Genomic DNA, 14,319 nt, shown 5'->3' on the forward strand with positions numbered 1-14,319 from the left:
ATTATAAACAGGAGAGTAAACTAATGGATAATTCAAATAACGAATTCAATTTGGATGTAGATGTTTTGTTTGATGACAGTGTTAATTTTGATCCTTCACTAAGTAGTTGTTGCTGCTGCTGTACTGCCGCATCATCTGAAACTGAAGAATAATTGATTGTTATAGAATAGATGTATCATCCCGAATTAGTTATTGAAACAACTGACTCGGGATTTTTTTTGGATGAAAAAATCAATTAGAGTCTGTTGACAATTCACTTTTTCAATTACCTGAAAATATATATATGCCCTGGGTCGAACCGAACCAGGGGGATGATAAAGCAATGGAAAGCGGACTTTTTTTATTGGGTAGTGGATGTATTCATTGCCATTCATTTTTTATTTTAACCAGAAGTTGAGAATCAAACATGAAGTTTATTTCCAATTTAAATGAAACCTTGATTTGCCCCTACCAAATTCTAATTGACGTTGCAGAGCAAATCACAGATTGCCCCCCACGTTTTCAGCACATGGCCTTCATGCCAATTTGTGAACTCGAAACAACAAATGACTGGATTAATCTGGAATCCTTAGGCATACCTGCTGCGATCAGGGCAAAAGCAATGGTTGATGTTCTGGTTAGTTTAATACAACGTACCCAGTTTGATGTTTTGTCTCTGGATATTTATTTATCGGCACAGACTCTAGGCTCAGATAATTTATTCAGCCTTATTTACTTTGCAGAATCCGTACCTTCCCTCAGACTCACTTTTTATACACCACATCAATCGCCTTCTGAGCTGGAAGAACAGGTTGCAGTATTAAAAAACATGGGCAATGTAGTCCTTGAATTCAATCATTTAAGCCATTCTGCAACAACGGAATCTTCATCTGGTCTGAGCCACTTGAAGAACAAACGCAATCAAATAATTCATTCTTTTGGATTTACTTTAAAAGAGACTGATTTACAAAGCAATGCATCCAATCCAGCCATACTGAATCAATTAATCGGTTATTGCTGGATGAATTTGAAAGCTGGAGCATACGACATCTCCTGCTCTTTATTGGAACAAGCACAAAAAGCCCCCTCTTTAGACCTCGCTGCTCAGGAACAAATCTTCATGCATTTATTGATGATGCGCTTTTTTTCTCATCAGTATGGTTTGGTGACTGAGTCCGATTTCCCTGAATCTTTTAGTACTCTTAATGACTCTGATATCAAAACCTTGGTATTTTTTAAAGCGTACGCTGCAACATTAAGCAGAAATCTATCAACTGCAGACCTTTTTTTCAAAAGATTTGGTATTGATGAACACATGCCTTTAAGCGATGAGAACTCTTTATATCGCCTCAATTTGTTCGCATTATTTCAAGTGCTGCAAGGCAGAATCGACGTTGCATTTGATTTGGAGTTTCGCATTAAACAACACATAGAAGAACATTGCATTGAAACTGTCGGTTTAAAATATGTTAACTTCATAAATATTGCGCGTCTTTATAAAAAAAACAAGCAATTTGAGCAATCATTAAATTATTATCAACATGCCTATCGAGAAATCAATGAAGGTGCATATTCAACTTCAGATCACATTTATTACAATATGAATCTGGGGAGTCTTTTTGAAGCAGCAGGTAATCCTGAGCTGGCCTTGCATTATTGGGTTAAAGCTTCTTTACATTGGTTAGCCTGTAAAAATAAATACGAGTTGTCCTGGAGACCACGCATCCTGTTATGTCAGGAGCATATTTCCGAGATCATCAATCCCTTACCTATAGAAAAGGCCAATATATTTCTGCTCAACAAACTGAATGATCTGTTTAAAAAATGTCACATTGATCTGACGGAATGCCCTTCTTTTTCTTATCGCTTTGCTGAAGCCAGCTTAAGTCAGGAAAAAGAGTGTTGTTTCATTAAAGACAATATTGTTGTTTACACCTCCAAAAAACAACCAACACATGATTCAAAAAAACAGCTCGTATCAGAGGAGCAGCTCGCTCAAAAGTTATCTCAATATTTGAATTCTCTCTTCGATATAGGCACAGAATACCAATTAGTATTCGTAGACATTCAATTGGATACTAACCGGATCAACACAGCCAAAGAAGCCATGTCTTATGCCTTGTTAGCCAATTGTTCTTCCTGTTCTTACAATGGAGAATGGTTGCAGCTCAAAAGCCCTGACTCGTTAAAATCAGTTCGCGCTTCTTTATCACGATCCATCTGCTCTATAACAGAAATGGAACGGGGATTATCCATAAATTATAAAAGAAGCTTTCTTAATAAAACATTGAATAATCAAAATGAAATTGATTTAGTAAACCAACTCAAACAGCAGCAGACTCTTGATGTGGAACAATTAAGTCAACACGAACAGAAAATACTTCCTATCCTCGCCCAAAAACGCATCTTGCATCTGTTCTATTCGAAATAAACAGTGACTTTATTTCTTTAGTACTCATTCCAACGTATTTTTTAGTGGAGTGAGTATTAAAGTATTGAACAATTTGAACTCGACGCCCTTCGTATGAGTCGAATTGAAGATCGTACCAAACTCTTCTGCACTCAAAACCCATAATATTCATTATATCCCTCGTCTGAATCCTCGCTCTGATCCATTGAATAATGAATATTATTCAAAATCAGAACTGCAGGAGCTGTGTCACGAGATGAGGGTTTGCCTGGGCTGGCTAATAGATCGGAACGTTTATTCCAAGTAGGATTGGGAACAGGTTGCATCCGATCACTTAGGGAATTTAATACGACCGTGATGTGCTCTAAAGAAGGTCTATGGCAAGGCTCCTCATGTAACATCGAGTAAAGAAGGAGACGGAGTTCCATATGACACTCTGGAATTTCAGCCATACGATTAAACAATCGGGCAAAAGAAACATTTTTTGCTGAATATACACAATCTATCGGGGTAAAATCTGGATTGTTGTGATAATCATCTCCCCACAACATCATGAGCACTCGTCCTAAAGCATAAACATCACTCTTAATGGTGGTGCAATCATAAGGAGAAAATCCCTCTGGAGCAGCAAAGGGTATTGATCCACGTAATCTATCGTAACGATCATCATAATGCGTACTTATCGCCAGAGCGTAATCAACAAAATAAATAATATCGTGGGCATAAACCAATATATTCTGAGGCTTGATGTCTCTGTGAATAAAATCAAGGTCATGAACTTGTTTCTTTAGAGCCACAACCAATGCTTTGGTTATTTGAAATCGCTCTAAAAGAGTTAATTGATTGGTTTCAATTATTTTTTGTAATGGCTGTCCAGGTAATTGACGCATGGTTATAAACGTTTCAGTTGCAGTATAACTTAATGGTTTGCAATGAAAAAAACCTATTTTACGTAAATTATCAACCTCACGCTCTGCGCGCTCTTTGGAAAAGTACTTAAGATTCTGAATTTTTATAACTCTTTTTTGTAACTCCGATTTAGTTTTGATTGTCAATTCATCACCCTGCTTATTGGGAACTAAAGTGAGTATGCTTAAATATAAGGTTCCAAAACAGCCTTGACCAATTGGGTTATCATCCAGGACTTCATAAACGTGATGTTCACCAACAGAATTTGAATGCCTGATTATCCTGTGACTAGTAGAAACTTCTTGAGAGTCAATTAAATAAACTCTTACAGCCCAATCCACTTTTTCAGGATAAGTTACAAATAATTGAGCTAATAATCGGTTACTCAGCTTATCTAACTCAAGTAAATTGATTTGATGTACCATAAAATTGCACTCAATTCGGGAAATTGGACCAAAACTTTCCTCCAATGAAAAAAAATAAGTCCATCTAATGAACTGTTGACTATTGCTCTATAACCCCCCTAATCATTTTGTAAAGATGCAACCAAAAAATAAGGAGGCGATCCGTTCCGATTGTCCTGTCATTCTACTGATCGATTGGTATTCTTTCCAGTACTCTTAATCTCTAGAACAAAAACATGAGCTCTTGAAGCATCTTATTAAGTAAAAGTACTATTACATCCAGAAATGAACAAATAAGCATTAAAGTGTTTATTTATAAATCATAATAGATTATAATTACCCTAATACTTCTTTTCTTTAAACATGATTAAAGTTTTAAGTGAGCCTTATGCCGAACCCATTCAACTATGCAAAAGAACTGAAACGTTTAACTTTAATATTGAATAATAACGAAAAAAAACTAAAAGAGCTGAACCATGACAGACTCTTGTCCATGCTGCAATTACGCTCCCTGTTAGAACTATATATGAAAAGAGATTCTTTAACCGCCAACCAGCTTGAACGGTTTTTAAAACAGGAAGGCATAACACTTCATTGTGATGACCGAAGCAAAATAAATTTGGAGCAAGCGCTGGAAGACCGCCTTAATCTAATGCTCAAATCATTTTATGATGTCCTTGATGATAATGACTTGGTGAACTATTTATCAAAGCAAATAGAATTTTCTGATATCAGTCAGGAACAGCGACCATTGATTGATAAGCTGCGTGAGAAAATCAAGCGACTCTCGGAAACGCACGACAAAGAGCAATTCTCTACCCAATTAAGCCGATTGAGTGAGCGTTTGGTTTTATTAATCCAGTCCGACCTGTTTACCTATGATCAAAACCACGTTTTACTCAACCTGGCACAACTCTGCAAAAATCGCGATTTTTATCACAAAAGACTCTATAAAAGCACCCGGGATGAACTAATCACTCCTAATGTTGAAGTAAGTATCTTTAATTGGAACTACAGTCCTCCGCCTCTGCACAAATTATTACAAGCAGTAGATTTTTCAATTGTTTATGTTTCCGGAGGCCGGGGCATCGAGCCGGGCATGGGGCATACTTTATTACACCTTGGAGAGGATAAAGGTTATGTTCATATTGATGGATTATATAACTATCCAGTCTATTTAAGTGATGAAGAGTTCAGAGATTTCTACCTGGACAAATGGAATAAACGGGTTGTAGCGGTACAAAAAGTCCCTTTAAAAAATCCTGATAAAGCGAGTAATGAACTGATTAAATTATGTCAGGAACGTTGGTTTTGGGGCGGACTATGGCATAACTGCTTCGATTTTTGCAAACAGGTTCTTGTCGCCGGTGGCGCATCACTCAAAGAGCTTGGTGGCTTTTCTATTCCCAATTACCGATTAATGAATCAAGCCATTATGAATTTTAGACCACTGGACCTAAGCAAGGATGATCAAGCCGAACATCCAGAGCCCACGTCGCAGTATACTAAATTCCTAAGAGAAACCCCCATTCAAGAGTGTTTTTCATTCTTTAAAGGACAAGAGCTCAACAACTTCATCGAATATACCGTCATGAATATAGGTGCTATTTTTATATGGCAAAAACCCATACAAAAAAGACTTCTGGAACAGGAGCTTCATGCAATTGAAAACAAAATAAACGATAAAGAACATCCATTAAAACCGAAAAAATATGCTGAATTATCAAACCAACGCGCCATGCTCAATAGCAAACTCGATAATATTGAAGAAAGCACGGCTCAAATTATTGTAAGTACTCTGGTGAATAAAATTCTTACCACTGAATGGCATAGCGGAAGATCCATCCAGGTGACCCAGCCCGATGGTAAGCAAATTTCAAAATCAATTCCAGAAAACATGATTTCAATGCTGAATATACACCAACACGGCTGTGCTCAGTCGAAAATTGATTATTTAGCCATGTTAAATAAAATGTGTATTGTTGCATATCGTGCAGGATTAAATAACAACAGTATTATGAGCTGGATTAGAGGCCGAAAGGAACAAACAAAAGAGTTTTACGGATTATTTGTCAATATGACTCATGTAAATTGTTTATTTAAACAACCCAGGCAAGAACAAGAAGATCCCGATACGTCGAAAGATTCAAATTGTTCCATGGATACCGATTCACCTAAGTCTTTGTAAGCACAGACTAACTTATAGTGCAAACAGGAGGAAATTCTGAACGCTATCCCCAGTATTAGCAGCTCTCCCACCTATAGTTTTAGTGTCTGAGTGTCACGCTGGATAGTGCGCCCCTACCCAAAAGCAATTCACTTATTTTATCATTACCAGCCCTTTCACTAATTGAAAGGGCCGTTTGTTGATGATTATCACTGGCATTTACATCAATTTTTGTATGTGCCAAAAGCCAACGTACCGCGCTCATCTCCATTTGCTCTGCTGCTAGATGTAATGCTGTTTTTCCCTGATTATCGGTTAATTGAGCATTTGCTCCGCGATCCAGAAGTGCTTGCATTGCATCCAGGTTCCCCACCTCGGCAGCTAACATAAATGGAGTTTTGCCTTCAACATCAACAGGATCGCTATCAGGAGATGCTGCCAGGCAAAGAGCAATCATGTCAACACCGTTATAGCGTGCAGCATAATGCAACGGAACTCGTCCTTTGCTGTCCGCAACTTGAACCATTTCTTTGTCTCTTAAAAGAATGCCTGCACAATGTATTGAATTGTTTAATAGTGCCGTATGAATTGGATAATGTGAATGATTGTTCATCGTATAGGCAAGATTAGGATGAGTGCTTATTAAATCATTTATCAATGTAGAAAAATCATGAACAGCCATCTTTTGTAGTACCGTATCCCCACTGCTATCCTGATTATTCAGAGTGTCAGGATCTGCTTTTTTTAATAATTGGTAGATTTTAATCTTGCTTTCTCGCAATTCATTTTCATAAAGTACAGGTAGTTGCAAGGCATTAAATATTGGCATTTGTAGCTGATTATTTTTTTGAGCAGGATCCGCCCCCAAATCCAGAAGAATCTGAACTGTATGAACATTCCCCTCAATCGCAGCGACATGCAAAGGAGTTAATCCGAATGAATTGGGCGTATTAATTAGTTCTTGTGAAGGAGCGAGAGCAACAAGCACGCGATCCAGGCCAAAATAAGCTGCCGCTTCAATAGTGGTTTTATCATCAAACTCAGGTACCGGTTTAACCAGATCAGGCGGTATATTCGGCGCAAATTGCTCAAGATAATACTGCACCAATTCCAAATATTGGGTATATCGTTCATTAGTTGATCCCGTATTTATTTGGATATCAGTAGAAACATGATCCAGACACCAACGCTCTAATAATTGCAGATTATGCTCTTCTGAATGTGTTGAACTAACTCCCAACTGTTCGCATAAAGTATCTAAGTTCATTATTAATGTTCCTGTATTTATTCGGCAGACTATCTCATCTTAGGACCAAGGTGTTCTTCAAGCTTTTGTACAGGCTCTTCTTTACCTGATCGCAATTCTTTCATTTGCTCATTAAACCGGCTCTTAAAATTTTTATAGGTAGTGGCAGCCTTTTCCGTATTAATTTCATCAGTCCCGGGTTTAAAATAAACGTTCCCGCGTTTACCTAAATAACGATGAGCAGCAAGGGCTTGCAACACTTCTTTTGATTCAGGTGATGCAATAAAATTCTTTCTTGCCTCGATAGGTACTTTTGACATAGCCGATTCTATCTTATCAGCTTTTTCATTCATTCCAACAGTAAACAGTCCGGCTTTATCTCTGTAATTAGTGACAATATTTCTTACTTCATTTGCAGCTTCATCTGCTTTTAAAGCACTAACAGTTGATTTTAATTCCTTAATAATTCTGGATTGCTCGGCAGGATTGTTCTCCACTGCTTTGAGCTGTTCTTTTTTATCACGTATGTATTGACTCATCGTTTCGTCTTTGGAACCAAATTTTAAAGACTCCAAAGCATTAAAAATTTCATTTTTAGTGATATCAAATAATCGAGAATGAGCCTCTGCAACCGATATTCGGTCCTCTGGATTCGGTTTTACAAGATCGTGAATTAACGCTTTAAGCTCAACGCCTGTTCCAGTTTTAAATGCCTCAGAACTAAAATCCAATTGATGACCACTGTTTTTTTCATCAAATTTGCCAGTGACAAAAGTATACAAATTCTTGCCCAGAATAAAGGCATGAGTACTCTCTGCAGTAATCTTCCCAGCATATGGGCCATTACGCTTAAACTCTGGTGGCTCAAATGCATCAGTAAATAAAAGTCCGTCTGCATATTCATTTCCAGGTACTTTGCTTGAATAAGTACCATCCTTATCAGTAAATACAAAGCTTTTGGTATCAGCAATAATGAGTGTTCCGTCTTTATCTACCAGCCAATTTGTTAATTTTGCGTCGGGAAACATGCATCCTTGTTTTTGAATTTGCAGCATTACACCAGACATTTGGCTAAAGACATCACAAGCACTGCCAGCCAATTCAGGTGCAGTCTTTGCTTGCTTCCTGTAATCGTACACATCACTACCGCTATAGTATTCGGTAACCAGCAAGGTACGCGATTGAGGTCCTTCGCCAGGAGTATCATAGGTGAGTTGCCGTTCTGCGTGATTTGGAGCAAAACCATTTCCCAAATTCTCCCTAAGATGTATCTCAGCATTTCTGGGCATATCCAATCGACAATCTACTTTTAAGACTAAGATACTTTGATCGTTTGTATTCACTACCTTAAAATTCTTTGAGTTTCCTCCACCAAGATAACTTATTTCATGATTGCCAAGGAACTCGCGAAATGACTTTGCTTCAGCGCTCATATCGCTTTTTTCATATAAAGACAGAAGCTTTTGAGTCAGATTACTTTGTTTCCCTTTAGCTAAAATTGCGAGAAATTCTTCTCCCTTCTCTGGAGACATATTGGCGACGACATGAGCCAGTGGCGAGTTCCTGGATTGTGGTGAAAGCAATGAATTAATTCCCAGAAGGCTCATTTGCTTTTTAATTTCTTTAAACAAAACAGCATGTACCGTTCTATACCCTTCAGATTCAGCAAGCATACTGGGGGGATATTTACAATCCACTGCTTTTATTGTCGCTTGCAGGTGAGCCAAAATCTGTTTTTTTTGAACCGGATCAGTACTCTTGTTAAATTCATCAATTAATTTGTTTACATCCGATCTGAATTGCTTCATGTCCTTTTTAGGCAATATTCCTGCATCAAAGGATTTAAGTTCTGGCATGGCATTGACATCAACTTTCCTGGGGGCTTGTGCGATGTTTGTAGCCTTGTTGCGAGTACTACTGGCATGTTGCCCTGAATCGGGGATAGGCTCAGATTTAGTGGGGCTTTTCTTGAATTTATTAATAAACTTATCTAATTTTCGTCTCATGCCCATACCTGCTATTAGAACAATCCAACCAGCATGTCTTATCAAACCAAATGATAATATTTAAAACACTCATTCTAAAATATAGACCAAATAGGCAGTTGCTGCTGTAATTGATCAACTACACGGATCTGGAATTGTATTGATAATGATTTTTAAGGCTAAGTCTGATTTTCTGGAGACGCATTGATTTAGGGAATTTCATGCAGATCATGTGAAACAAATCTGTACTGTAACAGCAAGCCTAATTTACGCCTAAAATCGACTTATTGATTAGAGCTTTGCCTATCGTGTATTAAAACAAATTATTTCAAGACAGACCCGCTATGCAGCTCGTCATGCACGACCCAGGGTTGGGTTTCAGTGCACATAGGAAGACTCGTCATCTCGAAGGAAATGACGTAATGTCGACCTGAACAAATAATACAGTTATGAGTTAGGGGCTGTTGACAATTCAAGTTTCGACGTCCCGCGACTTGTTCGCGGGATCCAATTCACTCTTTATAGGCGCAATATATTCTTGTTTTGCGCAAGATATATCGATTCCGCGAACAAGTCGCGGAAAGTAGGCTTGAATATAATGAAATGTCAACAGCCCCTAGTACAGCCAATCATCGCTTTTGAAGATTTACTTCCGTTCCGTCTGCATCACGTAAAAAGATTGAATCCCCAAATATGGTTCCAAGCACATTCGTTTCGATTTTAAGATAGGCTCTTTTACAGGTTCCACTGTAAATGATATCCATCTCATCGCCACATTTTGATCTGGGTTTCAAATGATAGTCCATTCGTATCGTACTTTTATATTTTTGGAATTCAGCGGTTGCATCCCAGGTGCATTTATAGCTGTTTGTTACGCCAACCCATTTTCCAGTGATGTTGTCACAAGGATCGAGTTCCGGTGCGGCACTGCATGGGAATACTGTAATCATGGAAAGAGCACAGACTAGGGATAAAACAGATAATTTCGATTTATTTAAAAGCATAACGAATCCTTTTGATAAGCTTCATAAAACACTCTATCCGATATGAAATGATCTGGCAATAAATTAATTAACTTAGCTTTTTATTATTCCCGCACTGTCGTATGGGGATAACGACCACACTACGATCGAAATAAAATAGATGATTGCTACTGAATTAATTCAAAGAGAGCAGAAAATTCAGCTCTCTTTGAATCAAAAAATTTAACTTGCAGGTATGCCGTTTTTTCCGCCTGGACAAAAGGTTATTTGATAGCTGGTCTTTTGACCGCTAACATTGCATTGATATTGCGTCGACTTATCATCAAATGGAAAGGAATATGCGGTAGGACATGCTTGCTTCAACCATAATATCCGCGGAAACACTGTACTATTCCATTGAGTATTAAAACCCGTGCAATCGGTTATCTGAGGAGTGTAAGCCTGACTTCCGCTTTGATTCCAGTTATAGCAACCGCACACTTTATCATTATTATTCGGCTGTAGTGCATAACCCGTGTTTAAAGCATTGGTTGTTGTGGTTTGACACCCATACAAAGCGGCAACCGTTGCAGCAGAACCTCCAAAATTACCGTACTGATCTGATTGAGTACCTTGAGGCTGCAACACAGTGCCCATTCCATAAAGTGCATAAAGATCGTAAGCCGGATCCCATTGAGTCGGTGATGTCACGCCAATATAATCATTCAGGGTCCAATAACCTAAAAAGCCACCGCAGCGACGATAAATTTTACCATCAATTGGATCAGCTGAAGTCATACCGCAATATTTGCCTAAAGGAGACAGGGCGCAATCAGAATTTTGAGTACAATTCACACCGGCACTTCCCCCTGTAACCCAAATATAATTAGCCGGTGTGTCAGGCGCGGTTGTTGGTGGTGAAAAAGTCCATGGACATGCACCAAGCGAGGTATTGGTTGGTTGAATCAGTGCCCCGGTAGATTGTCCGCAATTAAATGGAAATGGAGCGTTATTGACCGGCGGTGGTCCAGAATTAACAGGAGCCAAAGAACGAACTTGCCCAGGAACATTAAAACCATTAATCAGCGATACATCATAAACTCCATCCGTGCCCGCTGTTCCCATATTTAATTCAAACTTGGTTTGAGGGGGAACTGGTTGTACTCCAACCTGACACGTTGCAGTCCCTGGAATAACGGGGCAATTTGCAGTTTGGCAAACACCCGTCGTTGCGTCACAACCGGTTCGTACATAAATGGCACCGTTCAAATATTGATCTACCATCAGAGTTTTTGTAAAGGGTGAATTGCCAGGAACTTGCTGATTAATCTGATAATCAGCAAAGGTACGGGCATTTGCAGGGGTTGGATCCGCACTGGTTCCGCTACCATTTGAAAACTCATACCATACTGGAAAATCACATTGATTAACAAAGAGTACCGTATGCTTGGTATCAGTTTGGGTAAGAGCCTGTACTTCTTCACTCGTATGAGCTGAAGCACTTAAAGTTCCTCCTTGATAGGATACTGATGCACTAACCGTAAGATCAGCTGCAGTAACGGTTGGTACTACAGAAACATAAACAGAACAGCTTGTGTTCTGAGTCAATGTAGCACCAGAACAGGTATCCGTACCTTTGGTTAAAGTGGCAGTTCCATCAGATACGAGAGCTACGGTACCTAAAGTTTCAGTTGAAGGGCAAAAGTTAGTAAACTCGTATTTAACCACATTATCTGCGTAGATATAGGTTTTATCAGGCAGAGGTAAAACGGCTGCGCCATTAATCTGATGACAACCCGCTCCATTCTTTACTACAGTTTGGGTTACAAGAGGAACCGAACGACTGATGCTTCCGTCATTATAGTAATAAGTAACGCCTAATGCGGTTTGACCCAGGCTGGCCGGAGTAAAAGTTCCCGTTACGGTACATAGTCCGCCCACAGGAATGGGGCCGGTGCAGCCATTTGCCGGGTTAGGATTGAATCCACTGGGAACAACCGCTGTAGCAGTAACAGGGACAGTACCATGATTGACATAGGTAAACTGTACCGGATAAGTTACACCAGTATAAGTTACACCCGGAAGTGGCGTACTCACATAACCTTTAATTGCCCCTACCGTTTCTGATGATGTTGAAGATAAGGTAGGAAGTGGAACCACATTGTTATGATAAAGCATCGCTAATTTGGCAGTATTCAGTCCTGGTGAGCTGGGTTGAAACTGCAAATGCAATACACAGCTGCTGTTAGGCTGGTTTTTTCCAGCTAAGGTGGTTTTACACCCATGGGTTACAGAAAACGAGCCGCCATCAAATGCTGAACTCACATCGAAAGGAACCGGGCGAGGCAAATTATTTGTAAATGTATACGTTACAGAATAACTATTCCCAATAATCGTGCTCGGGGGAAAGCCTGCAGGACTAACAGACCAGCTAACCGGATCAATTGCAGCGTAAGCATTGGTCAATAATAACGATAAAAGGAAAGCCTGAGAGGCTTTTACACAATCCATAAAAATCTCCGTTTTTCAAAATACATGCATGTAATCAGGATTAGGAAAATGAATCACCTAATACATAAGTTAATCCAATCAGGCCAGTATTGGTTTTAAATGTTCCTAAACTTAAGTGCTCACCATTCCAGGTAGATACACCATTATCTGATACCATCTTGCCAAAGGATTGAAAATCATAGCCAATATACATCAGAAGTTGTTGAGTCAAAGCGACATCCAGTCCCAAGCCAAGATTATAAGAAAACTGTCGCGTTGTATTAGCTCGGTAAGTTGGGCTAACGCGTGCCGTAATGTCGGGATAAGCTGTTTCGCTGTAGTTCAATCCCTGGTTAAAGGCGACACCGATTCCTGCATCAACATAAGGCATCATCCGCCCCCAGGACACTAGATTCATTTTAGAGTACAAGGACACCACATTGGAACGAATACCCCAGCGATAAGAATAGTTATTGAAATCGGGTAATGAATATTGCGTAATGCTGCCTTCTACATTTTTTCGAAACAGATGTTGGTATCTCAATGCTAAAGCATAAGCCGGAATCCATTGTGCATTTCGTTCCCATCGGGAGCCGATTTGCAATCCCATTTGAGTCATATTATTTAATTTTACAGAATATTGGTCCACATTTTCTGGTGGGGGGTAATTTGAACCATTATCTACAGTCATAAAATCAGGTGAGTTAGGTGACGATAGCCCTAGGTCAACTCCAATGTAGATGGCTCGGTTTTGATGACCGATATTTGTAATTGCCTTAGGTGCTGACGATGCTCTCTCTTTATTCTCGATCAAAGTATGTGCTGGTCTGTTTAAAACAGGATTTTGAACCTGGGTTGATGCGAGGATTTTTTTGTTTTGAGCTTTATTTTTTTTCTGCAAATGTCCTGCACTACGAACAGCATCAGCGGTTTTTAAAGGACCTATGATCACTGTATGCAATGCGCTTGCTGATTGAACCGAGACTGGATAGCTGGTTTGGGAAGCTATTTGATTTTTGAGCTGGTTGGCATTTTGCACTGATTTAAAAGAACCTACCTGAATAGTAAAGGGGCCATGGGTTCTTGATTGAAAGCTCTTAGCACGATCTAATCCATAAATTACCAATGCTTGAGCATTTTGCGCTATACATATCGACGATGCCACGAGCAAATGTGTCCATTTTAAAGCCATAAATCTCATTTATTTTCCTTAATAAATTCAAGAAGATCGGTTCATGTTTAAAAAAGGAAAAAACTATAACAGGAATCCTGATCAATTGAAAAGGTTTGACGTTAACCGCCACGGCTGTCCCATTAAAAATGTGACGTCTTTCCGAGCTTAGCGAGGAATCTCCTGCAAGGTTGCACGATCCCATTAAAATGCGGCCATTAAAATCATATCAAGAGTTGAGTCTCCCCAGCCAGCCTTTTTCTGCAGGCGCCTAATGCTCATATCCTTAAATTTCTTTAGCGTGTCGAAATGATATAAAAATCCAGGTACATCTTCTGATGACATCATTAAATTCCTTGTAAAAAAAAAAGAGTTTAAAAGGTAATGATAATTAATGCATTAATTCAGATTGTGCCAATTTGCAGGAGATTCCTCGCTACGCTCGGAAAGACGTCACATTTTTAATGGGACAGCCGTGCGTTAACCGCTGATCGCCATAATTCAAGATTCTATTGTTTCAACAAAATTGTGTTTGATAGAAAAAGGGCAAAAAATTGCAATACACCTGGTGATGTGATTTTTATAGTGAAAAAATA

10 protein-coding genes are annotated in these 14,319 nt (G+C 39.1%); 3 read left to right on the forward strand and 7 right to left on the reverse strand.

Annotated elements, in window-relative coordinates; all coding sequences use genetic code 11:
- Nucleotides 1-23 precede the first annotated feature (23 nt).
- Both G543_RS19455 and G543_RS0112795 read left to right on the forward strand, forming a co-directional pair.
- A complete protein-coding gene (locus G543_RS19455; RefSeq protein ID WP_255411172.1) occupies nucleotides 24-152 on the forward strand; it encodes a hypothetical protein in 129 nt (42 codons plus the stop codon).
- A 254-nt stretch (nucleotides 153-406) separates the two neighbouring features.
- Nucleotides 407-2,410 carry a tetratricopeptide repeat protein gene (locus tag G543_RS0112795; protein ID WP_028384873.1) on the forward strand — a complete coding sequence of 668 codons (2,004 nt, stop codon included), beginning with the start codon at nucleotides 407-409 and terminating at the stop codon, nucleotides 2,408-2,410.
- Nucleotides 2,411-2,541: 131 nt separating this feature from the next.
- Here the strand turns inward: G543_RS0112795 and G543_RS0112800 are convergent, their stop codons facing one another.
- Nucleotides 2,542-3,723, reverse strand: a complete 1,182-nt coding sequence (locus tag G543_RS0112800; protein ID WP_028384874.1) for a protein kinase domain-containing protein — start codon at nucleotides 3,721-3,723, stop codon at nucleotides 2,542-2,544.
- A 367-nt stretch (nucleotides 3,724-4,090) separates the two neighbouring features.
- On the opposite strand from G543_RS0112800, the gene G543_RS0112805 reads away from it, so the two are divergent.
- Nucleotides 4,091-5,890 (forward strand): hypothetical protein, encoded by a 1,800-nt coding sequence (locus tag G543_RS0112805; protein ID WP_028384875.1) that lies wholly within the window; start codon nucleotides 4,091-4,093, stop codon nucleotides 5,888-5,890.
- Nucleotides 5,891-5,969: 79 nt separating this feature from the next.
- Here the strand turns inward: G543_RS0112805 and G543_RS0112810 are convergent, their stop codons facing one another.
- The 6 genes from G543_RS0112810 to G543_RS19040 form a co-directional block, all read right to left on the reverse strand.
- The gene (locus G543_RS0112810; protein WP_028384876.1) at nucleotides 5,970-7,136 is read right to left on the reverse strand and encodes an ankyrin repeat domain-containing protein; all 1,167 of its coding nucleotides are present in this window, start codon (nucleotides 7,134-7,136) and stop codon (nucleotides 5,970-5,972) included.
- A 29-nt stretch (nucleotides 7,137-7,165) separates the two neighbouring features.
- Complete coding sequence (locus G543_RS0112815) at nucleotides 7,166-9,121, reverse strand: protein kinase family protein (RefSeq protein WP_028384877.1); 1,956 nt, start codon at nucleotides 9,119-9,121, stop codon at nucleotides 7,166-7,168.
- Nucleotides 9,122-9,729: 608 nt separating this feature from the next.
- The gene (locus G543_RS0112820) at nucleotides 9,730-10,104 is read right to left on the reverse strand and encodes a hypothetical protein (protein ID WP_028384878.1); all 375 of its coding nucleotides are present in this window, start codon (nucleotides 10,102-10,104) and stop codon (nucleotides 9,730-9,732) included.
- A 201-nt stretch (nucleotides 10,105-10,305) separates the two neighbouring features.
- The gene (locus G543_RS17915) at nucleotides 10,306-12,573 is read right to left on the reverse strand and encodes a thaumatin family protein (RefSeq protein ID WP_051190700.1); all 2,268 of its coding nucleotides are present in this window, start codon (nucleotides 12,571-12,573) and stop codon (nucleotides 10,306-10,308) included.
- Between the two features lie 40 nt (nucleotides 12,574-12,613).
- Nucleotides 12,614-13,744: an SPOR domain-containing protein gene (locus G543_RS0112830; protein WP_028384879.1), complete on the reverse strand. Its 1,131-nt coding sequence runs from the start codon at nucleotides 13,742-13,744 to the stop codon at nucleotides 12,614-12,616.
- A 183-nt stretch (nucleotides 13,745-13,927) separates the two neighbouring features.
- Nucleotides 13,928-14,071: a hypothetical protein gene (locus G543_RS19040; protein WP_155824935.1), complete on the reverse strand. Its 144-nt coding sequence runs from the start codon at nucleotides 14,069-14,071 to the stop codon at nucleotides 13,928-13,930.
- Nucleotides 14,072-14,319 lie beyond the last annotated feature (248 nt).

Origin of the sequence: Legionella moravica DSM 19234 (assembly GCF_000423305.1) — a bacterium.
Taxonomy (GTDB): Bacteria; Pseudomonadota; Gammaproteobacteria; order Legionellales; family Legionellaceae; genus Legionella; species Legionella moravica.

Coding starts and splice junctions, on each gene's coding strand:
- G543_RS17915 (WP_051190700.1), bottom strand. CDS start 12,573: ATGGATTGTGTAAAAGCCTCTCAGGCTTTCCTTTTATCGTTATTATTG.
- G543_RS0112830 (WP_028384879.1), bottom strand. CDS start 13,744: ATGGCTTTAAAATGGACACATTTGCTCGTGGCATCGTCGATATGTATA.
- G543_RS0112805 (WP_028384875.1), top strand. CDS start 4,091: ATGCCGAACCCATTCAACTATGCAAAAGAACTGAAACGTTTAACTTTA.
- G543_RS19455 (WP_255411172.1), top strand. CDS start 24: ATGGATAATTCAAATAACGAATTCAATTTGGATGTAGATGTTTTGTTT.
- G543_RS0112795 (WP_028384873.1), top strand. CDS start 407: ATGAAGTTTATTTCCAATTTAAATGAAACCTTGATTTGCCCCTACCAA.
- G543_RS0112810 (WP_028384876.1), bottom strand. CDS start 7,136: ATGAACTTAGATACTTTATGCGAACAGTTGGGAGTTAGTTCAACACAT.
- G543_RS0112815 (WP_028384877.1), bottom strand. CDS start 9,121: ATGAGACGAAAATTAGATAAGTTTATTAATAAATTCAAGAAAAGCCCC.
- G543_RS0112800 (WP_028384874.1), bottom strand. CDS start 3,723: ATGGTACATCAAATCAATTTACTTGAGTTAGATAAGCTGAGTAACCGA.
- G543_RS19040 (WP_155824935.1), bottom strand. CDS start 14,071: ATGATGTCATCAGAAGATGTACCTGGATTTTTATATCATTTCGACACG.
- G543_RS0112820 (WP_028384878.1), bottom strand. CDS start 10,104: ATGCTTTTAAATAAATCGAAATTATCTGTTTTATCCCTAGTCTGTGCT.